General features: G+C 44.4%; 23 protein-coding genes. 9 read left to right on the forward strand and 14 right to left on the reverse strand.

Features of this window, described 5'->3' with window-relative positions; genetic code table 11:
* Positions 1-6: 6 nt before the first annotated feature.
* Positions 7-1431, reverse strand: coding sequence for an AcvB/VirJ family lysyl-phosphatidylglycerol hydrolase (locus BFS30_RS00215; protein WP_069377428.1), 1425 nt, complete (start codon positions 1429-1431; stop codon positions 7-9).
* Positions 1432-1435: 4 nt separating this feature from the next.
* Entirely contained in the window at positions 1436-4024 is a 2589-nt protein-coding gene (locus tag BFS30_RS00220) for a phosphatidylglycerol lysyltransferase domain-containing protein (protein ID WP_083251879.1), read from the reverse strand.
* 164 nt (positions 4025-4188) lie between these two features.
* On the opposite strand from BFS30_RS00220, the gene BFS30_RS00225 reads away from it, so the two are divergent.
* Together BFS30_RS00225 and BFS30_RS00230 are read left to right on the forward strand one after the other, a co-directional pair.
* Positions 4189-4770 carry a Crp/Fnr family transcriptional regulator gene (locus BFS30_RS00225; protein ID WP_069377429.1) on the forward strand — a complete coding sequence of 194 codons (582 nt, stop codon included), beginning with the start codon at positions 4189-4191 and terminating at the stop codon, positions 4768-4770.
* Positions 4771-4828: 58 nt separating this feature from the next.
* Positions 4829-5842: an NAD-dependent epimerase/dehydratase family protein gene (locus tag BFS30_RS00230; protein WP_069377430.1), complete on the forward strand. Its 1014-nt coding sequence runs from the start codon at positions 4829-4831 to the stop codon at positions 5840-5842.
* 35 nt (positions 5843-5877) lie between these two features.
* Here the strand turns inward: BFS30_RS00230 and BFS30_RS00235 are convergent, their stop codons facing one another.
* From BFS30_RS00235 to BFS30_RS00290, 12 genes are all read right to left on the reverse strand, one after another.
* A complete protein-coding gene (locus tag BFS30_RS00235; RefSeq protein WP_069377431.1) occupies positions 5878-6432 on the reverse strand; it encodes a DUF3347 domain-containing protein in 555 nt (184 codons plus the stop codon).
* Between the two features lie 37 nt (positions 6433-6469).
* Positions 6470-7696, reverse strand: coding sequence for an efflux RND transporter periplasmic adaptor subunit (locus tag BFS30_RS00240; protein ID WP_069377432.1), 1227 nt, complete (start codon positions 7694-7696; stop codon positions 6470-6472).
* 4 nt (positions 7697-7700) lie between these two features.
* Complete coding sequence (locus BFS30_RS00245; protein WP_069377433.1) at positions 7701-8939, reverse strand: efflux RND transporter periplasmic adaptor subunit; 1239 nt, start codon at positions 8937-8939, stop codon at positions 7701-7703.
* Complete coding sequence (locus tag BFS30_RS00250) at positions 8917-10170, reverse strand: TolC family protein (RefSeq protein WP_237028680.1); 1254 nt, start codon at positions 10168-10170, stop codon at positions 8917-8919. Before BFS30_RS00250 ends, BFS30_RS00245 begins: the two co-directional genes overlap by 23 nt.
* Positions 10154-12091: an efflux RND transporter permease subunit gene (locus BFS30_RS28105; protein WP_069377435.1), complete on the reverse strand. Its 1938-nt coding sequence runs from the start codon at positions 12089-12091 to the stop codon at positions 10154-10156. The genes BFS30_RS00250 and BFS30_RS28105 overlap by 17 nt, the downstream gene beginning before the upstream one ends.
* Positions 12088-13386, reverse strand: a complete 1299-nt coding sequence (locus BFS30_RS28110) for an efflux RND transporter permease subunit (RefSeq protein ID WP_069377436.1) — start codon at positions 13384-13386, stop codon at positions 12088-12090. The genes BFS30_RS28105 and BFS30_RS28110 overlap by 4 nt, the downstream gene beginning before the upstream one ends.
* 29 nt (positions 13387-13415) lie before the next feature.
* Positions 13416-13784 carry a heavy-metal-associated domain-containing protein gene (locus BFS30_RS00265; RefSeq protein WP_069377437.1) on the reverse strand — a complete coding sequence of 123 codons (369 nt, stop codon included), beginning with the start codon at positions 13782-13784 and terminating at the stop codon, positions 13416-13418.
* Between the two features lie 96 nt (positions 13785-13880).
* Positions 13881-14285: an HYC_CC_PP family protein gene (locus tag BFS30_RS00270; RefSeq protein WP_069377438.1), complete on the reverse strand. Its 405-nt coding sequence runs from the start codon at positions 14283-14285 to the stop codon at positions 13881-13883.
* Between the two features lie 80 nt (positions 14286-14365).
* Entirely contained in the window at positions 14366-14869 is a 504-nt protein-coding gene (locus BFS30_RS00275) for a helix-turn-helix domain-containing protein (protein ID WP_237028681.1), read from the reverse strand.
* A gap of 148 nt (positions 14870-15017) precedes the next feature.
* Positions 15018-15446: a hypothetical protein gene (locus BFS30_RS00280; RefSeq protein WP_069377440.1), complete on the reverse strand. Its 429-nt coding sequence runs from the start codon at positions 15444-15446 to the stop codon at positions 15018-15020.
* Between the two features lie 122 nt (positions 15447-15568).
* Entirely contained in the window at positions 15569-15781 is a 213-nt protein-coding gene (locus tag BFS30_RS00285) for a heavy-metal-associated domain-containing protein (protein ID WP_069377441.1), read from the reverse strand.
* A 29-nt stretch (positions 15782-15810) separates the two neighbouring features.
* Complete coding sequence (locus BFS30_RS00290) at positions 15811-18039, reverse strand: heavy metal translocating P-type ATPase (RefSeq protein ID WP_069377442.1); 2229 nt, start codon at positions 18037-18039, stop codon at positions 15811-15813.
* Between the two features lie 449 nt (positions 18040-18488).
* Between BFS30_RS00290 and BFS30_RS00295 the strand changes: the two genes are divergently transcribed.
* From BFS30_RS00295 to BFS30_RS00325, 7 genes are all read left to right on the forward strand, one after another.
* Entirely contained in the window at positions 18489-18737 is a 249-nt protein-coding gene (locus tag BFS30_RS00295; protein ID WP_069377443.1) for a hypothetical protein, read from the forward strand.
* Positions 18738-18871: 134 nt separating this feature from the next.
* A complete protein-coding gene (locus BFS30_RS00300; RefSeq protein ID WP_069377444.1) occupies positions 18872-19609 on the forward strand; it encodes a FadR/GntR family transcriptional regulator in 738 nt (245 codons plus the stop codon).
* A gap of 60 nt (positions 19610-19669) precedes the next feature.
* The gene (locus BFS30_RS00305; RefSeq protein WP_069377445.1) at positions 19670-21805 is read left to right on the forward strand and encodes a heparinase II/III domain-containing protein; all 2136 of its coding nucleotides are present in this window, start codon (positions 19670-19672) and stop codon (positions 21803-21805) included.
* 5 nt (positions 21806-21810) lie between these two features.
* Positions 21811-22146 (forward strand): cupin domain-containing protein, encoded by a 336-nt coding sequence (locus BFS30_RS00310; protein ID WP_069377446.1) that lies wholly within the window; start codon positions 21811-21813, stop codon positions 22144-22146.
* A 23-nt stretch (positions 22147-22169) separates the two neighbouring features.
* Entirely contained in the window at positions 22170-23051 is an 882-nt protein-coding gene (locus BFS30_RS00315) for an alpha/beta hydrolase (RefSeq protein WP_069377447.1), read from the forward strand.
* Positions 23048-24334 (forward strand): MFS transporter, encoded by a 1287-nt coding sequence (locus BFS30_RS00320; protein WP_069377448.1) that lies wholly within the window; start codon positions 23048-23050, stop codon positions 24332-24334. Before BFS30_RS00315 ends, BFS30_RS00320 begins: the two co-directional genes overlap by 4 nt.
* Before the next feature lie 10 nt (positions 24335-24344).
* Positions 24345-25097: an SDR family NAD(P)-dependent oxidoreductase gene (locus tag BFS30_RS00325; RefSeq protein WP_069377449.1), complete on the forward strand. Its 753-nt coding sequence runs from the start codon at positions 24345-24347 to the stop codon at positions 25095-25097.
* Positions 25098-25188 lie beyond the last annotated feature (91 nt).

Genomic DNA, 25188 nt, shown 5'->3' on the forward strand with positions numbered 1-25188 from the left:
CCTGTTTTATTCAGATACCTGCTTTAAGAAAGTCGCTGATAAGGAAGCATAGTCCTTATTAAAATGATGGTCTCCGGCAACGGTAATGACTTTTAATCCATTATTTATAAATTTACTTTTTATCCCGTTTCCTTCGCCCGTCCCGAAGATGGAAACGGGATCTGTTGTTTTGATACGTTTCATCTCTCTGATGACATCATACTGCTCTTTCGCGTGTCCGAAATTTAAAAGGTCGATCAGATGAATCTCAAAATCAGCTGTAACATCCGGAGAAAGAGACACCACTGCTTTCAGCTGTGTTTTCAATCCCTGAGGCAACCTGTTGGCCACAAAAGGGACAACGGATGCCCCAAAAGAATAACCTGCCAGGATAAAATTATCCTTTCCCAGCTCTTCCCGATAATGTGTTAAAGCGCTACTGATATCAGCGGCGCAATAGTCCGGGGTTTTGGCATTCCAGAAATACTTCTGTGCATCCAGTCCGATTACAGAAAAGCCCCGAGAGGCCAGGGATTCGGCCAGCGACTGGTCAAAGCCGGTCCATCCGCCATCCCCGGAGATCATAAATACCATCGGAAGGTTATTTTTTCTCACCGAAGGCACCAATGTCAGGGGCATATCTCCTGTATAAGGCCTGATTTGCCGGTTGCTCAGCGTTCCGTTTTTTTGTTCCGCAAAAGCCGGCGTCTTTAAGATTTTCTGATAGGCATTTCTCAGCTCCGGCTGCCAGTCGGCATCATGGAGAAAGCCGTGTCCCACTTTCGGCAAAGCAATCAGTTCGGTCATGGGCATTCCTTTTAGAAAAGCTTCCGCTTCATCAAAAGAACAACTCAGGTCCTGCTCCCCGTTTAACACGAAAAAAGGTGCGGTCAGACTTTTTGTACTTTCCAGGTAATAAGAGGTCCCTTTTTTAAGCACATGCTGATTCAGCCCATTCCCTTTACACAGCGGTTTCCGAAGGTTGATATCCGGAGAAAAGCCCAATGCAATTCCTCCACTGAACGTATTTGCCGGTGCCTGTACCAGCGTTCCGTAAATGAGTACGGCACCGTAAGAGTAGCCCATTAAAATCGGTTTGTGATAACCCGGCAATTTGTATTTCTTTTGGACCGATAAGCTCAGTTCCTCAAAATCAGCAGCAGGATAAAGGCAGGCTGCAGAGACTTTAGACAAATAATAGGCATAGTGCCGGGCATCAATTCCCAGCACCAATGCCCCTTCAGCGGCCATAGTTTTAGCCATCGGCACTACTGCATCCTTCCATCCCCCATCACCCGAAACAAAAAGGACCACAGAAACAGGTGCTTTTTCAGGATGATACACCGTAATTTTACCAAACTTACCGTAGGAAATCTGATCGATCGGCCCCATGGCAAAAGCCGGACTGCACAAAAGGATCAGTAAGAGGGATACGATCGCAAATCTTCTCATCTTTTTAAGGTTTAATCACTTTAGTTAATGCTGCAGGCACCTGCAATAAATCAAAATCATGGTCATAGATCAAATACCTGTTGTGCCATTGCGGGGAGAACTTTTCTTTGGCTGCCCGCAGGCCTTTATAATGAGAGAATGACCTGATTTTTTCATAGGCAAACTTCATCGACCTTTCCGGGAAATTATGAGGGGCCATTAAGCCCGACAAGGGTGCAAAACCAAGATTTACTGCTATACATCCTTGTTCTTTCAGGTGATTAAACAGGCCCACCATAATGAAATCAATGATTCCGTTCGGAGCATCTGTCGTTTTACGGATTAGGTCGTAGGTCCCCTCTCCTTTCACATAATCCGGAATGACGTTCAGGAATGCCACGATTTTCTCTTCGGCATTTTCCACCGTAATAATGGTCTGGGCTTTCAGCTCTTCCCAATTAAACATCCCCTGAGAAAAAACAATCTCTTCTCTTTCCGTACCCTCCAGCCATTCGTCTGAAACGGATTTTAATTTTTGCAACAGGCCATCTTTAACCGGAGCTTCATAGATCCGGGTATGAAAACCCTGATCGGACACCTTCTTCAAGGCATTGCGGATGGACTTTCGGCTTCCTCCTTCCAAAGAAAAACCAGCCAGGTCCAGCACTCCTTCCTGTCCGAGGAAAAGCTTTTTCTTTCCCAGAGCCATAAAATCTTCCAGACTTTCTTCCGGAACGCGGTAATACAGACTTTTCATTCCGTTTTCAAAACAATAACGGTCAAAATCTTTGATAAAGGCCGTTCTCAAAGCCGCCTCACAAACCGGACATTCCAGTACCACCGCAAAATTTCCGGCAATGCGGTAAGCGATAAAACCTTCCAGTGCTTCAGTCCGATAGATCAGCTTATCCCGATACGTTTTAAAATAGTCCACTGCCGAATTTCCATATTGCTCCAGCAATTGTTTTGCCTGTTCAAATTCTTCTTCTTCAGTATTGTTTTTCATCATGTATGGCCTGATCAGGGTATAGATCAGAAAGCCTATAGAGAGGAAACCACTGATGTTAATCGAATATAAAAAGCCTTTTGCAAAATGGTCCAGAGGCACCAGATCCTCATTTCCGATCAGCACAAAGTTTTCTAAAGTATACCTGATGGATTGTGACCAACTGAAATCGATACCGAAATGGTTTTTATCCAGAAAATAAAAGCCCAGTATTCCATAAACCAGAATCCCAAGGATACTCAGTAAGGTAGTTTGTATCCCAAAAGACCTCAACCTCGAATTATGTTTCACATAATACTCCTTTCTGGAACCAATGAGGATCAGGATCACCAGCAGGGAGAATCCTGCTTCTTCATAATCAATGGCCTTGGTGATGTGTCCGATGAAGGAAAGCAGACAAAGGGCTAGGCCAAAATACCAGGCCATGCGCAGCCCTTTCAACATAAATGCCGCCGTAATCAGCAGGAACAATCCGGCCACAAGAACAAAATAATTGGAGGCCGTAATCGCTTCCACAGGGATAAAATCTTTCAGAAACCTCAGCCTTTCATGGATTGCCGGAGTGAGCACAGAAACGACATTGATCAGCCCAAGCAATAAAAGGAACAATGCCGGAACCACCCGCATTAAGAGTTTATTGATCCGGAAAAGAAAGCTCATGGCACCAAGCCCCATGGGGATCCAGAATTCCATGAAGCGGTAAAGAAAGGTAATGGACACTGCTTCCGGTGCCGAATAGCCCAGACGGGTCAGGATAAAAGTCATGGAAGCTTCTACTGCTCCCAGCCCCCTTAAAAAAGGGGAAATGATCAGAAATACCACTGCCACAATGTAGCTGATAATGGCAATGATCCAGGAAGCAGGAATATTCAGTGCCAGCATGGCAATATAAATATGTACGATCCCTACGATCTCAATCAGGCTACTGTACAGAAAGGTGGAGATGAAATGTTTCCGCTCAATCTGGTTGTTTCTGAATTCCGCAGCATAGACCTCTATTACCGGAATGTACCTGACCACAAACCGGTAAAAACTTCCTTTATGAATCACCGAGCGGTAAAGCAGATAAATGCCCGCAATGAGTAAGATTGCCGCAATCAGCCCAAACCACTCTCCATATCCGATACTGCCCTGCAAAATCGCATAAATAAATACAGGAATTGCGATCACCAGTACCGACAAGATGCCTACAAAACCATAAATGGAAGAGGCAAAATTAATCTGGGATTTGCTTACCCCTTTCTGTTCTATGGCAGTACTGAAAAAAGCCAGCGAAGAAACTCCTCCGGCAGGTAAAAAAACGCTGACGAAATTGCGTTTTAAATAGAGTAAAGTACCATCAGCGATGGAGATTCTACTGGATACCGCAGCAAAGGAAGAGCGGTACATCATGCCATGAATAAAAACGTAGAGCACGCTCAAAGCAATCCCGATCGACAACCAGAACCATTGGGCTGTTAGCAGCAATCCTTTAACCTCATGTATCTCCCCACGCTGCTGTTTAATGAACCATATAATCAGTCCGATGAAAAAGAGACTGAACACATAACTGGATATAATTTTTCCGTTTTCGCGGAGGAAGGGAACAAAGAATTTAAATCGCTTCATTTTTTTATAGGATAAGCAAGTACCTGATTTCAGATAAAGGTACGTCTTATCAAAATAAAGAATATGAAGATTTCTTCATGTAAACCCTTAGAAGAGTTTATCATAATATCTAATATCTTTAACCAAATTTACAGCCAGTACCAATTACAAAAACAAACATCCCGATGAAAGATCCTTATCACAAAATCTTAAACCTCTTTCCGGAATATGCAAATGCAGAAAACACGGACAAGGCCCTGATTGAGCAGCTCTTTCATCCGGTAACCTTAAAAAAAGGAAGTGTATTGGTGGAAGAGAACAGTATTCCCGGGTACTTATATTTTATCAATACCGGATTCATCCGGGTGTATTATTATCATGATGGAGAGGCTGTTACCAGCCATATCAATTGTCCGAATGGTTTTATCACTTCCTTTGGCAGTTTTATGGCTCAGCGCAGGTCTATAGAAATTGTGGAATGCATCACGGCCTGTTCCGTACTCCGAATCAGCAGGAAGGACCTGGACCTTTTATATGAACGGAGTCCTAAATGGGCCGAGGCCGGTCGTAAGATCTATGACCAGTCTATCGTCTATAACGAACAGCGGACCAGAGATATACTCACACTTTCGGCAGAACAACGGTATTTGAAACTATTGAATGAATCGCCCGGGCTGATTCAGCAGGTTCCCCTGCAAATCATTGCTTCCTTTATCGGCATTAAGCCGGAAAGCCTCAGCAGAATCCGAAGACAGCTCATTTCCTAACCTAGGTTAGGTAGATTAGAAATCAGGTAGCAGACCTTTGTTTTATAAAAATAAACAAATGGAAAATACACCTCTTTCTCTGGTTACCGGTGCCAACGGGCATCTGGGAAACAACCTGGTCCGTGCCTTGCTGAATAAAGGAATCAATGTTCGCGCTTCCGTGCGTGACCTGTCCAACACCAGCCCTTTTAAAGGACTTACAGCTCAACTTGTAAAAGCAGACATCACCGATAAAAAATCTATGGTTCATGCGCTGGAGGGCGTACATACCTTTTATTCCGTTGGCGCTTCTTTTAAGTTATGGGCTAAAAATCCGGTAAAGGAAATCTACGAGGTGAATATGGAAGGAACCAGACTTTGCATCGAAGCAGCCAAAGAAGCCGGCGTAAAAAAGATCATTTATGTCAGTTCCATTGCCGCATTAGACTATACCCGGCTTCCTACCCGGGAAAGCAATGGCTATAATCCCGACCGCCGGAACTGGTATTACAACTCAAAAAACGACGGTGAGCAGCTCGCTTTTGAACTCTCCGCAAAACATGGGATAGAACTCGTTTCAGTGATGCCCTCCGCCATGATTGGTCAGGTCGCCCTTCCTCCGCTAAGTGTATCCTATGGCATTTTAAAACTGGTCCTGAACAAGGAAATTCCCGTAGACACCAAAATTACCCTGAACTGGGTTGATGTTAAAGATGTAGCGGAAGGACTCTATCAGGCTGCACAAAGGGGAAGAAACGGGGAACGTTACATCCTGGCCAATGAGCAATGCATGGGAATTCAGGAAGTTACGGCGATTGCCAAAGAATTATATCCTGAACTGGGCATCAAAATGCCAGCCTCTGTTCCGAAAGGAATATTGTACCTGATTGCCTGGCTGATGGAGATCGGCGGTAAAATTAAAGGGACGGCACCCTTGTTATCTGTAAATGACCTCGCCATGTTTTCCGGATTGCAACAGAATTTCGACATCAGCAAGGCCCGTACAGAATTGGGGTTTAACCCAAAACCACCGCGGCAGATCGTAGTAGAATCGCTGCAATACCTGATGGACAACAAGACCTTGTTTTTATAATATTGCGGTCCTTCGGACCGCAATACCCAATCCTTTTATTTGATGGTTTCTTTAACTTCTCCGCAGGTCAGCATTGACGCTCCATAATAAGGATTTTTAATGTCCTTATCATTGCTCAACCAGGAAGCACCTTTATCATTCATTGCCATCGGGCAATACTCTACATATATTTCTCCTGAATTGACTCCCGAGGCTTTTACCCTTTCAATAAAATCAGCACTCAATGCAGCAAAAGCTGTTCTTTGAACTTCAAGATCTGAAGCATTGCTGATTTTGCTGGTCAACGCAAGTAAGGCAGCTCCATTTCCAAGTTCTTTTGCGCCCAGTTCCACTGCCTGAGCAGCTACTTTTGCTTCTGCCACATCACCGGCGATCAATGCCGTACTCAACTTCAGGTAATGCGGATAAACTGCGTTTAGCCGGTCATCTTTTAAAGATACACCGCCTGCAGTGGCAGTAGTTCCCGCAGCGGATTCTTTTGCATGATCATGGCCATCATGACTTTCTTCTGCCGGCTTCTGTGTATTTCCGCATGCTGCAAATAGCGTTACTGTGGCGATGGTAAATGCTAAATTTCTAACTGTTTTCATTTTTTAAATTGTTTAATGGTTTATAATTTATGTGTTGTTATCCGCTTATCTTTAGGCCTTCAACAGGATTTTTACCTTTTTTCAGGATATATTCACTGTACAACAGGTAAGCTCCCGTTACCACTACCTGCTCCCCATTCTGCAAGCCGGCAGTGATTTCCACCTGATTGTCGTTCTCTTCTCCTGTGTTTACCCGTTTAGGCTCAAAGCTATCCTTCCCTTTTTTGATCCAGACATGCATTCCTTTGCCATCTCTGATCACCGCATCTACCGGTAAAGTCAGCACTGCGCTGTTGCTTCCGGAAGGAAGAAAAACATTGGCCTGAGCACCCGGTTGCCACTGATGATTTGGATTTGAAATGCTCCCCCGGATCTGGGTCAGCTGTGTTCCGGATTGTAACGCAGGGGTTATGAAACTGATGGTCATCTCCTGGGGCTGGTCTTCCCAACCCGGAATCACCACCTTTACCCTTTGTCCTTCTTTGATTCCTTTTGCTTCGTTGGGATATACATCGGCTTCCACCCATAAATTCCCATAACCCTCCAGTCGAAGAATCGGACCTCCTTCGGTCACATACTGACCCTGATTCACATAAAGTTCTGCCACTACCCCACTTTCAGGGGCAAAGAAAGTGACGTAAGGATTTTTCTTCTGCGTGTGCAGCAGTTGCTGCACCTGCCCGGCAGATTGCCCATACAGCAACAGTTTTTGTTTTGCAGATTCAACAATCTGCTTTTCTATTTTTTCTCCCGGAAATTGTTTCTCCTGAGCTACCGCCATCAGGTATTCCTGTTGTAAAGTAGCCAGCTGCTCGGAATACAATTGATATAAAGGCTGGCCTTTTTTTACCACTACACCGGTTTCCCGGATGTATAATTGTTCTATCCGGCCGGCAATGCGGCTGGAAATATAACTGCTTTGTTCCGGGTCTACGGTCAGGCGTCCGTTCAGTTGTTTTGCGCCCGACAGGTTATTAACGCCAATCACCATGGTGGTAATGTTGGCCAGGGCCTGACGCTTCTCATCTACTGTCAATGCCTTTTCATTACTGTTCTTTTCAAAAGGCACCAGGTCCATTCCGCAGATTGGGCAGGTCGACATCTCTTCCTTAATCACCTGCGGGTGCATGGGACAGGTAAAAGTCTGTTTTTTAACCGCTTTCGCCTCTCCGGTTTTCTTTTCTTCGCTACTGCAGGCGGCAATAAATACCGATGGAACCAGGGCCAGCAAGGCGAATTTTTGTATAAATAGTTTCCGTTCCATATCCTTAATGCTGATTATTTTCTGTCATTTTAATAAAACTCTCACTGTCTACCAGATAAGCCGCATTTTTGCTGATGTTCCAGTCGCTGATATCCTGGTTGATCTGAACCATTCCTCCGATAGTAATGCCCGCATTGACCGCTTTAGGAAGAAATACATTTCCTTCTTTCTTAAAGATGACCCGCTTATTTCCTACCGATAACACTGCAGGTTCCGGCAACCACCAGGAAGCCTGGAGCAACACCGGAATTCTGGCCGTCACGAGCTGACCAGGTTTAATGGTCGGGTTCCCAAGATATGCCCGGGCAATGGTAAAGTTCTCTCCGTTTTTAAAAGTGGGCTGAATGAGTCCGATCTCTGCCGTCTGGCTTTCCGACTTATCCGCAGTTTTATAAAAGATGAACTTTTTACCTTTTTTAATGTGCGCCGCAAAAGCTGCTTTCAATGAAAACTCCGCCACCAGGCGATCCGAACTATAAATCGTAAAAAGGGAAGCTCCCGCACTTACATATTGTCCTTCTCTCAATAGTACCGGAGCAGCTACCGGTACCGCTGCCGGAGCCGGAGCCCCTGATGAGGCCGGTCCGCTCATGTTGCTCATGCCATCACCACCTGAAGGAGCAGCAGCTGAGGGAGCCTGGGGGGCTGTAACTGAAGCTGCTGCTGTTTTCTCCAGGATATATCCCGAGGCATTGCTGTATACCGGAATCCGGTAAGCTGGTTTTCCTGTTTTTAATAAGTTACTGATTCCTGAAGGCGTCATCCCTAAAAGGATCAGGCGCTGTTTTCCCTGTGCCAGCATCACCGGATCATTTCCGCTACGGTGAATAAACAAGAGTTCCTGTTGTGCCGCTGCGAGGTCCGGAGAATAAATTTCCATGATCAGCTGTCCTTTTTTAACCGGCTGATAATTGTATTTTATCCATAGACGCTCTATCCGCCCGCTAACTTTGCTGGAGATGTTCTGCTCATTTCTGGCATCATAGTTAATGATTCCCTGAACTTCCTCCGTAAAAATTTTCGCACCATAAGTCGCTTTGATGACCGGCAATGCAGATACCACCTGTTCATTTGAAGGTTTCAGCAAATGAGAAAGGTTGCTGTCAATTTTTACCGTTCCAGGATCATGATGGTCTTTCTTTTTCTCCTTACAGGAGCTGATCAGCAGCATTCCCAGAATCCCCGGGATCATAAAGACCCGGAAAATCAACGCTCCGGACTTAACGATATAATTCTTTCTCATAATCTACGATCATTAAATAAAGTTTAAGTTTCTCATCCAGTACGCTGGTTTGCATCATTGTTAATGCCTCCCAGGTTCCGATCACTTCCGGAAGTTCCATTTTGTTCTCCCGATAGCTAAGGAAGCTGACATCCATTGTTTTCTGAAGGGTAGGAATGATCTTATCTTCCATTGCTTCGATCCGTTTTTGCATCGACTGGATTTCAAACTGCATCCCGTAAAGCATTCCCTGCGTTTCCTGCAGCATAGCTGATTTTTCCTTTTCCATGGCCAGCACTTCGTAAGCCATTCCTTTTGCTTCAGATTTATACATTTTCGAAGACCATGGAGCAATCGGAATACTCACCATCCCCATTACACTAAAGGCTTTGGGCATCATTTTAGTTAAGGGCGACATGTGGTCAAAGCGGAGTTTAAAGTCCGGCCGGCTCTGTTTTTTCATGGCCTCAATATTCAGTTTCATGGAATGGATACTGTAGTCCATCTTTTTAATATCCTTTCTCACCATTGCCAGACTGGCCGTATCAATTAAAGCTGCCGGTACGTATTGTGGCTGATAAGCAGAGTCGATTGCAAAATCCATGTTTCCGGGATTGTTCATCAGGCTGTTTAACCAGGCCCTGGATTTGGCCATATCGCCTTCCTGCATCCGGATCATGTTTCTGTTTTCTTCAATCTTTGCCGTAGCCTTATATACACTTCCCAGTTTCGACTGGTTATAAGGATACCTGATCTCTTCGATCTTTTTCATCGTTTGCATGATCTTCTCGTTCTTCTGCAAAACCGAGATCTTCTGAATCGCCACCAGCCAGGTAAAATACAGGCGTTTCGCCTGGGCTTTATATTCGTTCAGCGTTACCCCTCTGGTTGCATTTTCTACATTTCCTTTAGACTCGATGAACTTGCGGTTCGCATTCAGCTTTACCGGATTTGGAATATCCTGCTCAAATTGCAGCATGATGGAACCCTTATCCCGGTCGTCCATCATTTCCTGTCCCGGGTATGGCGTCATAAATGTCCCGACACCAACCATCGGGGCCATCCAGGCTGTTGCCGCTTTGGCGGTATGTTTATAGCTTTCTGCTTTCAATCCATACGACTGCAGCAGTAAATTATTCTGGTCTATCCTGTTCAGGATGGTGTCCAGTGAAAGGACTGGTTTTTGCTGTGCTGCCGAATAAAAAGGAAGCAGGCAAATCAGCCATATCATTCGCTTAATGTTGTACATCATGCACCTCCAGTTTTCCATATTTTCTCAATTCGTATTCTTTAGACATTAAAAAGATCAGTGGGGTCACCAGCAGGATATGCGTAGAAGAAGTCAGCACTCCCCCGATCATCGGCAAGACGATGGGCTGCATCACATCTACCCCTACTCCTGTGGCCCATAATACCGGTACCAATCCAAACAGCGACACACAGACCGTCATCAGCTTTGGTCTCAACCTTCTTGCTGCCCCAAAAATCACATATTCTCTTAAATCTGCTTTGGTAATCGTTTCGCTGGAATTTCCTTTCAATTTGATCAGTTGTTGCATGGCATCATTGAGGTAGATGACCATCACAATTCCCGTCTCCACCGCGATTCCAAACAAGGCAATAAAACCTACTGCAACCCCTACCGAAAGGTTTACATCCCAGAACCAGATCATGTATGCTCCACCAATTAAAGCGAAAGGAACCGTGATCAGACTTAGAAAAGCTTCCCTGACAGAATGAAAGGCAAAGTATAAAGAGAAGAAAATGATCACCAGCACTACCGGAGCAATCCACATCAGTGTCTGTTTTCCCCTGATCAGGTTTTCATATTGTCCGCTCCATTCCAGAAAATAGCCTTCCGGAAGTATTCCTTTTTCTTTGTTCAGCTTTTCCATTGCATCCTGTACCGTGCTTCCCAGGTCCCTGTCCCTCACGTTAAACATAACTGCACCCCTCAGGATCGCATTATCGGAACTGATCATTGGCGGACCATCTTCGAATTTAACCTCTGCAACCGCAGAGAGTGGAATTTCGCCAAAACCTTTAGACTGTACCGGGATGCGTTTGATCCTTTCGATGCTGTTTCTGTATTCCTGGGCCAGACGCACACTGATGGAAAAGCGCTGGCGTCCTTCGATGGTATTCCCGATCGTAGCCCCACCCAATGCCGTTTCCACAATCTGGTTGACATCATCCACATTCAGGCCATAGCGTGCCAGTTCTTCACGTTTCACATCAATAGAAAGGTATTTACCTCCTGTAATCGGTTCCACAAAAAGGTCACTTACACCTGCTGTTCCTTCCAATGCTGCTTTTACCCGCTCTGAAACGGAAGCGATGGTATCCAGATTTTGTCCGAAGACCTTAATCCCAACATCCGTCCTGATTCCCGTAGCCAGCATATTGATCCTGTTGATGATGGGCTGGGTCCAGCCGTTCACTACTCCCGGAATCTGCAGTTTGGCATCCAGTTCATTGATGATGTCCTTTTTCGTTACCCCTTCCCTCCATTCTTTTTTGGGCTTCAGGGTGATGATCGTTTCGATCATACTGATCGGGGAATTGTCGGTCGCCGTATTGGCCCTTCCTGCTTTTCCCAAAACTTTATCTACCTCAGGGACCGATTTAATAATCTTGTCCTGCACCTGTAAAATCCTTTTGGCTTCCGCATTGGAAACATCCGGCAGTGTTACCGGCATAAACAGGATACTCTGTTCATCCAATGGCGGAATAAATTCTGTACCTAAGTTTTTTAACAGCGGAATGGTGATCAATAAAGCAATGATATTGACTGCCAATGTTGTTTTTCTCCAGTTCAGGACCACCCTGATCACCGGTTCATATACTTTTTCCAGCACCCGGTTTACCGGGTTTGCATGATCCGGTCTGAATTTTCCTTTCATAAAAAAGGAAATCAAAACCGGGGCAAGCGTGATCACCAGCAAGGCATCGACAATCATGATGAAAGTCTTGGTAAAAGCCAGGGGATGGAATAATTTGCCCTCCTGTCCGGTTAACATAAATACCGGAAGGAAGGAAGTAATGATGATGACCGTGGCAAAAAATACGCCTCTGGACACCTGTTTGCTGGATTTGGTAATCACCGCGAGGCGATCTTCTTCCGTAATCCAATCCGGAGATTTACGGAATCTATTTTTTATCCACTTGATCATGATTCAGTTGTTTTTTGTTGATCCTGTTCCCAGATCGCATAACGTTCTGCAAGATGTTTGTAGGCATTTTCGCTCATGATAATCCCATTGTCGACGATCACCCCGATGGCCAGCGCAATCCCGGTCAGCGACATGATGTTGGAGGAAATGTTAAAGGCATTCAGCAGGATAAAGCTTGCTGCAATCGTGATCGGGATCTGAATGATGATGCTCAATGCGCTTCTCCAATGGAAAAGGAAAATGATCACGATGATCGAAACCACGATCATTTCTTCAATCAGGGTATGTGTGATGGAATCCACCGCTTCTTTAATCAGCTCCCCACGATCGTATACAATATCGAATTTCACCCCTTTAGGCAATCCTTTCGATACTTCTTTCATTTTAGCCTTTACTTTTTCAATCACCTCGGCTGCGTTTTCGCCGTAACGCATGACGACGATCCCACCTGCACGTTCCCCTTCTCCATTCTGATCAAAGATGCCAAGCCTCGTTTCTCCGGTCATCTGCACTGTTGCCAGGTCCGAAATCCGGATCGGCGTACCATTTTGGTTTTTCACCGGAATGTCTGAGATTTCCTTTATGGACTTGAGGTATCCGGAGGTCTTGATGATATAGCCCATATCACTCATTTCAAACTTCCGGCCTCCCGATTCGTTGTTATTGCTTCGTACTGCTGCAATCACCTCCGGGGCAGACAGCTTATAATAAAGGAGCTTGTTGGGATCTATCGAAATCTGGTATTGTTTCTGGAATCCGCCAAAAGAAGCAATTTCACTTACACCCGGTACCGTTTGCAAGGCAAACTTCACGTACCAGTCCTGGATGGCCCGCTGTTCTCCCAGATCCATATCCGGAGCATCCAACGTATACCACAACACATGTCCTACCCCCGTTCCATCCGGTCCAAGCTGAGGGGCAACCCCTTCAGGCAGGGTTCTGGATATCGTACTGATCCTTTCCAATACCCGTTCTCTTGCCCAGTATACATCCACATCATCTTCAAAGATGACGTAGATAAAGCTCATCCCAAACATGGAAGAACCACGAACATATTTAATCTTAGGAATCCCCTGCAAATTGGTGACCAGCGGATAGGTGATCTGATCTTCAATCAGTTGTGGCGAACGGCCCATCCATTCTGTAAATACAATCACCTGGTTTTCTGAGAGGTCAGGAATCGCATCTATGGGGTTTTTCTTCACGGCATAAATGCCCCAGATAAACAGCCCCGCAGAAAGCACCAGTACAATAAACCGGTTGCGCATTGACCATTCTATAATTTTATGTACCATTTCTTTATGTTAATGATGGTGATTCCGGATTAGTGTTTTTTCCCCGCCTTAACCGGAAGTTTTTCTGCGCCTTCGCGGTCATACTGGCAGCAGCCATGAAGCTTATCATACACCTCATCAGGCGCTTTAAATTTTGGGGTATCGTAACCTGCTGCGGCTACCTTTTTCTGTATTTCTTCGTTGGTAATTTTTGCAGCATCATAATTTACCTTCAGCATTTTTGTTTCCGGGCTCCAGCTTGCTGTAGTTACGCCGGGCACTTTAAGCGCAGTTTCAATGGTTCTTTTACACATGGAACAGTTACCTGAAACTTTAATGGTGTCAACTTTGGTTTGCGCAAATACGCCAATGCTAAGGAAGGTCAATACGACCGCCGGAAGGAATCTCAATGATTTCATAATGTTATTATTTAAGAAAATGGATGTAATAAAAAATGGGTTACGACAGTGTCATAACCATGACGCGGATGCGTCTGGAAATAAAAGGAAAGGGTATTATATTCTGTAGGTACAGTTTTTCAGGAAGACGGGAATTTTATTGCCGTCGGGAGGTGCATTGCTCCATGCTTCCCTGGTGATTTTAACAGGGATCTCCAGTTTGTAATTTACAAATAAAGAAGGGAGGATGACTGCCGATAAAGCGGCATTGAACTCATAAATCGGTGTATTGGCCTTTTGAGACTTATCTACTTTCGGCTGTTGTTTTTCATCCTCACAGCAAGATTTTGTTTTGGGTTTGGATTTTCCTTTCGGCATTCCACAAAGCCCGCAGATGTCTTTATTTTGCTGATCAAAACCCCAGCTCACCAGCTCTCCCATACAATAATGGAAATGCAGTGTCGCCCCACTGGAAACACCCAGGTAGAAGACAGCAAGTATGGTCAGCAGAGTTCTTTTCATTTAAGGTTCAAAGTTTAAAAATTACGCCCTTATATTTTTATATAATTACGGAATTATTTTATAAAATTCGGAAATTGAGTTTAAATTTTATCTATTGGTGTACGTCCCGGACTTCCGGCAGATTTAAATTTACTTGGAGAAAGACCGGTAATTGCCTTGAACTGTGCCGATAGGTGAGCGCTGCTGCTGTAGCCCATTTTCACGGAAATCTCATTGATGTTCATTTCCCCATATCCGATCAGTTCCTTTACTTTTTCTATTTTCTGATGGATGATAAACTTTTCGATCGTCAGTGCTTCTGAATCAGAAAACAGGCGACTGAGAAAAGTATAATCCCGGTTGATGCGGCCGGCAATAATGCTGGCTATACTTTGCTCCAGATTCGCCAGATCAGAATGGTGCACCAGTTCAATGATCACATTCTTGATCCGCTCTACCAGCTGATCTTTTTCCTTATCTATCAATTCAAATCCCAGCATTTTCAGCGACGCGGCAATATTCTCCAATTGCTGGCCGTCTGGTTCGGGGTGTATCTGTACGGTTCCCAGCGTAAGGTCAGAAACCCGGAAATTTAAATTTTCCATTAGTTGGCGGACCGCCATAGTGCAACGGCCGCAAACCATATTTTTGATGTGTAATAACATGAGTATTCAGGCTTGATAACAATTCAATTTCAGATCATGGTTGCACAAAGTATCCTATACTTCAGCTTCCTAAACCAGGAGATTTGAATCAGATCAGGAGTACCCTGTTTGAAAGATAAAGCGGTGTTTTCCGGTCCGGAGGGTGTCCGGTATCCGGGTTCCATTTTTCCCTGCCGGTCAGCAGGTCCGGAACCAGTAAATCAGGAAAAGAAGACAGGCTAATGGCCAGCAACATGGCGGGTACCTTTAGTTCATCAGCTATCGTTCTTTTGATGTTTTCCTTGATCACATATTCTCCATGTCCGTCACAGCAATCTGCAGCTTTCGACGCTCCGCAGGATTTGTGATCTGCCGCAGATTTTTTGTGAAGTCCTGTTTCCTTTTTAGCGGCGCTGCAATGCGTCTTTTCGGGAACGAATAAAGACCGACCGGAACAATGAAGCATGCACACAAACATCCCTGTGGTTAACATCAGGTAAAATGCGGCAAAACTTAAAGCTCCAATTTTTTTCATCATCAGGAATAGAAAATGGTGTTGCTGGCAAATATGCTAAATAAATCAGGAGAAACCTGAAATTCCGGTTTCTCCTTTTAAATTTACCATACCAGATGATTAATTTTCATGAGCAGGTAATCGTTTTATATTTTTTCAGCTGTATATCCTGCTTTACTCAGCGTGTCTTTAATGACCTGGGCATCCAGAGATTCCGATCCTTCTATCGTTAGTATTTTATCCGGGTCAACCGTATCCACTTCCCATTTAGAGATTTCCGGCAGGTTATTCAGATGTGGAGTAACAGTGGCAATACAGCCTGAACATTTGATATTGGTTTTGAATTTTAACGTTTCCATTTGAATTATTTAATTATGATTGATATTGATTAACTTAATTTAGAGAGTTTTAACCTCAGGCTATTTCCCACTACTGATACCGAACTCAGCGCCATTGCAGCCCCTGCAATCATCGGGTTTAGTAAAAATCCATTGAATGGATATAACAGACCCGCTGCAATAGGAATACCGATCAGGTTGTAGATAAAGGCCCAGAACAGGTTCTGTCTGATGGTTCGTACCGTTAATTTGGAAAGCCTCAACGCTTTAGGCACCTGTTGCAGATCCGAAGAAACCAGGGTAATCTTGGCCACATCTATCGCAATGTCAGATCCCTTGCCCATGGCAATCGAAACATCTGCCTGAGCCAATGCCTGACTGTCGTTGATCCCATCACCTACCATCGCCACTACTTTTCCCTGAGCCTGTAATTCCTTCACAAAGTCAGCTTTATCTGAGGGCAATACTTCGGCTTTGAAATGGTCAATCCCTGCATATTTAGCAACTGAAGCTGCAGTATGCTGGTTATCACCGGTTAACATATATACCGCTATTCCCTGCGCTTTTAAGGCAGCTACCGCTCTAGCTGATCCTTCTTTAACCTGGTCTGCAATGGCTACTATGGCCAGGACCTGTGTGGCATTGGCCAGATAAATCACGGTTTGTGCCTGTTCCTGCAATTGCAGCACCCTGCTTTCCAATTCTTTAGAAACCCCGATCTGCTGATCTTTTAAAATCTTATGGCTTCCTGCCCAGTATTTTGTACCCTTGAATTCCCCTTCCACTCCTTTTCCGGTTAAGCTTTCAAAGCCACTGATTTCTGCAGGTTTTATTCCTGCTGCTTTCAGATGACCCACAATTGCTTCCGCAAGCGGATGCTCAGAGGCATGTTCCAGTGCCATCAGAACTTCAGATAATGTTCCTTTTTCTTCAGGGAGGTTTCCAGCCCATTCCAGTGCGGTCACTTCCGGCTTTCCGGCTGTAATTGTACCGGTTTTATCCAGGATTACCGCATTTACCTTATAGCCCAGTTCCAAAGCTTCCGCATCTTTAATCAGGATACCACTTTCGGCACCTTTCCCTATTCCAACCATAATGGCTGTAGGTGTGGCCAGCCCTAACGCACAAGGACAGGCAATCACCAATACAGTCACCATTGCCAGAAGACCATGAGTAAAGGCATGTTCTCCACCTAAAAGTAACCAGGCCCCCAGCGTCAGTACCGCGATAAGCATCACAATCGGAACAAAGATTCCTGCAATCTTATCTACCAGTTTCTGCACCGGTGCTTTTGAGCCCTGGGCATCCTGAACTAATTTTATAATCTGGGCAAGCATGGTTTCCCCGCCTACCTTTTCTGCTTTAAAGCGGAAAGTTCCTTTTTGATTGATCGTACCCGCGAAGACTTTGTCGCCCTCCATTTTGGATACCGCCACCGGCTCTCCGGTAATCATGCTTTCATCCACATAAGAACTTCCCGAGTAAACAACCCCATCTACCGGAATTTTTTCTCCCGAACGGACCATGAGCAGATCTCCGATATGTACATCGGCTACCGGAATTTCTTTTTCTCCATCTTCGGTAACCAGAAGCACGGTTTTTGGTTGTAAGCCAACGAGTTTTTTAATCGCCGATGAAGTATTGGATTTTGCCTTTTCTTCGAGCAGTTTCCCCAGCATAATAAAGACAATGACCACTGCTGCTGCTTCGAAGTACACATGAGGATGTAAACCTCTGGAATGCCAGAATTCCGGGTAAAAAGTATTGAATACACTAAAAATATAGGCAATTCCCGTACTTAAGGCGACCAGGGTATCCATATTTGCTTTTCCATGCTGTGCCTGTTTCCAAGCATTGATGAAGAAGTTCCTTCCAAAAATAAACAGGATCGGCGTGGTCAGTGCCAACATATAATAATTACCGTTAGGCATGTCCATAAACAACATTCCGATGATGACTACCGGTATCGCCAGGACAGAAGAAGCAATCATCCTCTTTTTTAAAGACTCATAATTGTTCTTTTGTAGTTCTTCCTGTTTCTCCTTTGCCCCTTCTACTTCCAGGATCAGGTCATATCCAATGGACTGAACTGCTTTTTGAAAAGCTGCAGGCTGTACCTGGTCCGGATGGTAAGTTACTTTTACAGATTGTGTGGCATAATTCACTTCCGCATGTTCCACCCCTTCCTGAGCGCCAATCATAGACTGGACACTGGTGGCACAAGAGGCACAGGTCATTCCTAAAACGGGCAAGGTCAGGGTTTCTATATTTTCTTTCATGACGTATCTTAATTAGATTCTAACACAAAGGTAAGTCCCGGACTGCCGAACAATTTTATAGGATTTCGGGAAAGTTTTACATAATATCAGCCAAAAGAATCAACAGCAAACCTGATCATCCTTCGGTCAGGGCGGTTACACGGAACATCCTGAAAACAGACCTGAGACGTAGCATGAACGTCTGAGGATTGCTCAGGACGTTCATGCTACGTTCCGTATACGTTCATGGTACGTTCCGGTTAACCGTCCTTATCGAACAAAAGCCAAAGAAAAATGCTGCTGGTTTTTAGTCAGGAATCCTGAAGATTTCAGGTTACCCGGTAAAAACAACGTTACATATCTACTGATAAAGAAGCAGTTATTAATTAAACCGGCAAACAATTTAAGGTCTCAATGGTTTATTATTTGCGCTTTCTTATTGAAATTCTGTTTGATCTAATTATCATAACATGGCAAAGATTAATATGTGTTTTGAACATCAGGTAGCAGTTAAAGCCTTCTTTGTTAACAGGGATAAAATAAAGGATCCTGCCATCATAAAATACCTTAAAAGTGATCCAGAGGGTATTTTAGAGATTTCTCTGGACGGAATAAAAAAAGGTAAATGGAAGATGACGCTGGAATGGAATTATGAAGACAAAGATTATTCCCTGGTAAAAAATATAGTTATTCCTATCCCCGAAAAAGCCGCCCTTTAACCCTGGAACCCAATTAACATTCCTGATTTTGCCTCACTATCTTTCCCCATTCCTACTGCCTTCAAATAATTTTTGATTAATGATTTTATTTTATAGATTTGGTAAACCAATAATTGGTAAACCAAATATATCTTATGAAATCATTTATAGAAACCATCAAATCTATAGAGGTGGAGACTCCCGTAGATAAAATAATCGGGCAGCTCAAACAACTCATTACTTCCGGGCAGCTTCAACCCGGCGACCGCCTTCCTGCTGAAAGGCTTCTTGCCGAGAAGTTTGGTGTAGGCCGCAGTTATGTTCGCGAAGCCATTTTAAAACTGGAGTTTTATGGATTACTCAAAACCAATCCTCAAAGTGGCACCTATGTATCCGGTTTAAGCATCAAAGTTCTGGACAGCATCATTACCGATATCATAAAATTCAATAAAGAAGATTTCAATGCCCTTCTGGAAGCCAGATATTACCTGGAGCTTGATGCGGTAAAACTTGCAGCAGAGAGAAGAACAGAGCAGGACCTGATTAGTCTGAACGAAGCTTTATTAGATTATGAAGCCAAAGTAAATGCCAACCAGAATGCGGTGGAAGAAGACATGATTTTTCACATCTGCATTGCTAAGGCCTCTAAAAACTCTGTGATTGAATCCATGATCCTGATTCTGATTCCAGACCTCATTAAAAGCATCGTAGAAAATAAAATATGCGGGGATAACCGTGGTATACTCGCCATCGATGAACATAGAAAAATTTTAAAAGCAATACAGGAACAGGATATTGATGCCGCTGAAAATGCAGTAGCTGCACATTTAAACGACATGTTCCAGATTAGTAAAGCGGGATTTGCCGCACAAAAGATTGTACATGGTAATTAGATAAAGACGCCCTCAGAAAAAATGGCATAAGCCGCAAATTTTAATCTTCTTAACATCATTATGAACTACTTAAAAAAGTTGGTATGGGCACTTATTTGCCTTTTTTTCAGCCTTTCATCCTTCTCGCAGGAGCATCCTTCCATTATGCTCAGCAAGCAGAATATTGGTGCATTAAGAAAAGGTGTACAAACCTATGCCCTGCTTAAAAAGTCCTGGAAGAAAATAAAATCCGATGCAGATAAAGCCATTCTGGAAGCCATTGAGGTACCGGTACCCAAAGAGGCCGGAGGCGGAAAAAGCCATGAGCAGCACAAAAAGAATTACAGCACTATGCTCAGCTGTGGCATCGCTTATCAGATCAGCGGAGATCAAAAATATGCGGCCTATGTAGAACAGATGCTGTTAAAATATGCTGCAGAATATGAAAAATGGCCGCTACATCCTAAAAGAAAAGAAGGCCACCAGGGAGGAAGAATTTTCTGGCAAAGCCTCAACGATTTTGTCTGGCAGGTCTACACCATTCAAAGTTACGACCTGGTTCATGACGCCTTATCCGCCAGCAACAGAAAAACCATTGAATCAAAGCTGTTTGAGCCTATCTTAAAATTTTTCACGGTAGACTGTGCCGGGACTTTCGACAAAATTCATAACCATGCCACCTGGGATGTGGCTGCAGTAGGCATGACTGGTTATGTAATCAACAAACCTGAGTACGTACAGATGGCTTTAAAAGGCTCCGCTAAAGACGGAAAGACCGGTTATCTCGCTCAGGTTGATCAGCTTTTCTCGCCCGATGGATATTATACAGAAGGACCTTATTATCAACGCTATGCCTTACTTCCTTTTATCCTATTTGCCAAGACCATCAATAATTATCAACCCGAGCTAAAAATATTCCAATACCGTGACCAGTTGCTTGCGAAAGCCATTCAAACCTCCTTACAGCTCACCTATACCGATGGGACCTTCTTCCCGATAAACGATGCTATTAAAGGCAAAACCTATGAATCTTCAGAACTCGTTTACGGAGTAGACATTGCCTATGCAGACATTAACGCTTCGCCTGATCTTTTAGACATTGCAGCAAAACAAGGAGAAGTAGTGGTTTCTGATGCCGGGTTAAAAATTGCAAAAGACCTGAGTGAAGGCAGGTCAAAACCTTTTTCCTATCAGAGCCAGCTGATCAAAGATGGTGCTTCCGGCAAGGAGGGTGGTCTGGGTATCTTCAGATCAGGCAGCAATGAAGACCAGCAGGCCGTAGTACTTAAAGCTGCTTCGCAGGGAATGGGCCATGGTCATTTTGATCGTTTAAACCTGTTGTATTACGACAATGGCGTTGAAATATTCCCCGATTACGGTTCCGCCAGGTTCATCAACATTGAATCCAAAAAAGGGGGTGATTACCTTCCGGAGAATAAGACCTGGGCTAAGCAAACCATAGCCCATAATACCTTAACTGTAGACCAGACCTCAAACTTTAAAGCCAATGCCGACCTTGCCCAGCAAACCGCTGCATCGGTCAGCTATTTTAAGATTGATAAAGACCTGCAGATTTTTAGTGCAGATGAAAACCATGCTTATCCCGGCGTTCGAATGAACAGGACCACTGCCCTGCTCAAGGTCAAAGAACTTCAAAAACCATTATTAATCGACGTATTCAGGGTAAATTCAGATAAAGCGCATCAATACGACCTTCCCTTCTGGTATAAAGGTCATCTGGTAGATGCCAGTCCAAAAATCAAAGGATTTACCGATCAGCTGAAACCTCTGGGCAGTAAATATGGCTATGAACACATCTGGCTCAACGCAGAACAAGCTGTTCCAGGAAAAAGCGGATACCTCAGTATCTTAAACAACAAGCGTTTTTATACCGTCCATTTTGCAGCCGATGCCCCACTGAGCCTCAAGTTATTGTCCTTAGGTGCAAATGATCCCGATCTCAGTCTGCTGGAAAGCAAAGCCTTTATGCTTTCTTCTACTGACAGCAAAGACCAGCTCTTTTTCAGCATTACCGAAACACATGGACAAACCAATCCGGTAAATGAAACCACGACCGGAGCAAGTAGTCAGGTTACTGATCTTCAGGTTACCGCCAACCATCCGGACCGGGCCTCTCTTTCTTTTAAAGTGAAGGGAAAAACTTATCAGTATCAGATCAATTACAACAACAAAGAAAACTTCATAAAAATCAACTAAGCAACATGTTACAAAGCAATTTATTTCAAATAGAAGAACAAGTAGAATGGCAGGACCTAAAAAACGGTATCAAAAGACAGGTTTATGGGTACGACGATAAAATCATGTTAGTGAAAGCAAAATTTGAAGCTGAAGCCATTGGCGTACTTCATGAACACCACCATTCGCAGGTGACCTATGTAGATAGCGGCGTCTTTGAAATGAGGATTGGCGACGAGAAAAGAATCCTGAAAAAAGGAGATGGCTTTTACGCTCCCCCTCATGAAATTCATGGATGTGTATGCCTGGAACCGGGAATCCTCATTGACGTGTTCTCCCCGCACCGGGAAGATTTCTTGTAAATGATCAGCTAAAACCTATTCAAATGAAAAAACTCACGATACTATGCGCTTTGCTATGGACCACATTTAGTCTTAGCGCACAAGACACGGCAACGGTTAAAAAAGTACAATATCCCAAAGGGTTCAATGAACAGCTCAACCTGGTGTATACCAATGTGAACGGCTGGGAAGGGAAACTGGATTTGTACTTTCCTCCCACAACAGGAGCAGCCTCGCCTTTGGTCATCAACATTCATGGAGGGGGCTGGAATAAAGGAACTAAAGAATCTCAGGGCGGCTTCAGTCCTTTCTTTAAAAAAGGTTACGCGGTGGCCAATATTGAATACCGGCTAACTGGTGTAGCTACAGCACCTGCAGCTATAGAAGATACACGCTGCGCTTTGATCTACCTGATCAGCAATGCAAAAAAGCTAAATATCGATGTCAGCAAAATTGTCATCATGGGTGCTTCCGCAGGCGGACACCTGGCCTTAATGGGAGGTTTAATGGAAAATGACCACCTTTTTGATGGCAATTGCAGAGGAATAGAAAACATCAAAGTGGCTGCCATTATCGATAAATATGGCATTACCGATGTCTGGGACTGGGGCTATGGTAAATTAAAAACCAGCAAGTCAGCCAGCAGCTGGCTGGGTGCCAAAGCCAACGACAAAGACTTTGCGAAATCCGTTTCTCCGTTGTATCAGGTAAAGAAAAGCAGTCCGCCTGTATTTATTGTTCATGGTGATGCCGATCCTACCGTTCCCTATGAGCAATCGGTAGCCTTAAAGGCGAAGCTGGACGAAATTGGGGTTAAAAGCGAATTCATCACCGTAAAAGGCGGTTTACATGGTAAATTTTCTGCGGAAGACAATGCCATGGTGAATGAAAAGATCATGGAATTCCTGAAAGGACTGGGCTTATGAAAATTAAAGGGTTAAGGTGGTACATTGTGGCGCTGATTGCCTTGGCAACAGTGATCAATTATATCGACAGAAGTGCCATTAACATCATGTGGCCTTATATTTACAAGGAATTCGGGATTGCCGATGCAGACAATAAAAATGCACTCGCGCTGATTACCACCTTCTTCATGATTGCCTATGCATTGGGTCAGACCTTTACGGGTAAACTGATGGATGCGGTAGGAACCAGATTGGGAATGACCATTTCTATCATTGGCTGGAGTATTTCCATTGCCCTGCATTCCTTTGCAAGGTCGCTGATGTCTTTTAACCTATTCCGGTTTATGCTCGGTTTTTCTGAAGCAGGCAACTGGCCCGGAGCAACCAAGAGCAATGCAGAATGGTTTCCGGCAAAAGAACGGGCCATTGCACAGGGAATCTTTGGCGCAGGAGCTTCATTGGGATCGGTTGTTTCCGCCCCTATCATTGCTTTTCTGTACATCGTTTTCGGCTGGAAAATGACCTTTGTGCTCATTGCTGCTTTAGGCTTAATCTGGATCATCCCCTGGCTGATCATCAATAAAGCAGCTCCTGAAAAGCATCCATGGCTGACAGAAAAAGAAAGAAACTATATCCTCGATACCGATCCGGAAAGTAACAGTTCGGTAGAAGTGGTGCCCGTTCTGAGCTGGAGAGAATTATTGAAATTCAGAAATACCTGGGGCATCATCATGGCCAGATTCTTTATTGACCCGGTATGGTGGCTGTTTGTGACCTGGTTACCCACCTTTTTGAAAGAGCAGTTTCTCTTCGACATCAAACAGATCGGTGCCTTTACCTGGCTACCCTACCTCTTTGCCGCAATCGGCAGTCTGCTTGGCGGCTATCATTCTTCATGGCAGGTAAAACGGGGAGTGGATGCGGTTAAAGCAAGAAAAAATTCTGTGGCTGTTGGTTGTGGTTTTATGCTGGTATCCCTGGTTGCCATTGTCTATAACCTGGATGGCTTAAAAGCAAACCCATCCCTGGCCATGGTGCTGATTGGCACGACCCTTTTCGGTTTTCAGTTCCTGATCGGCAACCTGCAGACCTTACCCAGCGATTATTTCAACGGGAAAAATGTAGGTACCGTAGCTGGCATGGGTGGCACCGCAGCGGTAGTCGGAACCCTGATCACTACCTGGGCCGTTCCTGTGATGACGAAAACAAGTTACGTTTCCTTCTTTGTGCTGGCGGCAGTGCTGGTACCAATTACCTGGATCTGCATTAAATACATTACTTCTAAAAAAATCATTCATTCATAAATATTTTACTATGCGTTTAAAAAACAAAGTGGCAATTGTAACCGGTGGTTCAAGAGATATCGGAAGAGCTGTTTCCTTACAGCTGGCACAGGAAGGGGCTAAAGTAGTGATCAACTACCTGAGCAATCTGGCCAATGCAGAGGAAACCTTAAATCTGATTAAAGAAAATGGTGGCGAGGCCATTATTGTAAAAGGCGATGTGACCAAATCAGCTGAGGTGACTCAACTGATCGAACAGGCAAGAGCTGCCTTTGGAGAAGAGATCCATATCCTGGTGAATGTTGCAGGCGGTATGGTGGCCAGAAAACCGACCGCAGAGCTGGGTGAAGACTTCTGGGATGCGGTGATGGACCTCAACCTGAAAAGCGTGTTTCTGGTGAGCAAAGCGACCATCCCTTATATGGGTTCCGGCGCTTCAATCATCAATTTATCTTCCCTTGCGGGCAGAGATGGAGGCGGGCCCGGTGCAAGTGCCTATGCAACCGCTAAAGGCGGAGTAACCACCTATACCAGAGCCCTGGCAAAGGAACTGGGACCGAAAAACATCCGTGTAAATGCGGTACTACCGGGCATGATTGCAACCACCTTTCATGATACGTTCAGCAAACCTGAAGTCCGGGTAAATGTGGCCAATGCAACCTTATTAAAGCGGGAAGGACAAGCTTCGGAAGTTGCCGACCTGATCGTTTACTTAGCATCAGACCAGGCGAGTTATATCACCGGAACGAATATCGACATCAATGGCGGTTTAAACTTTTCTTAAACCAGAATCACCATACGGGAGGCCGCGGTCTCCCGTAATTAAACCAATACCTGGCTTTACGCTGCTACAGAAAAAGCTGCTTTCTACAGTA

It is taken from the genome of Pedobacter steynii (genome assembly GCF_001721645.1).
Taxonomy (GTDB): Bacteria; Bacteroidota; Bacteroidia; order Sphingobacteriales; family Sphingobacteriaceae; genus Pedobacter; species Pedobacter steynii_A.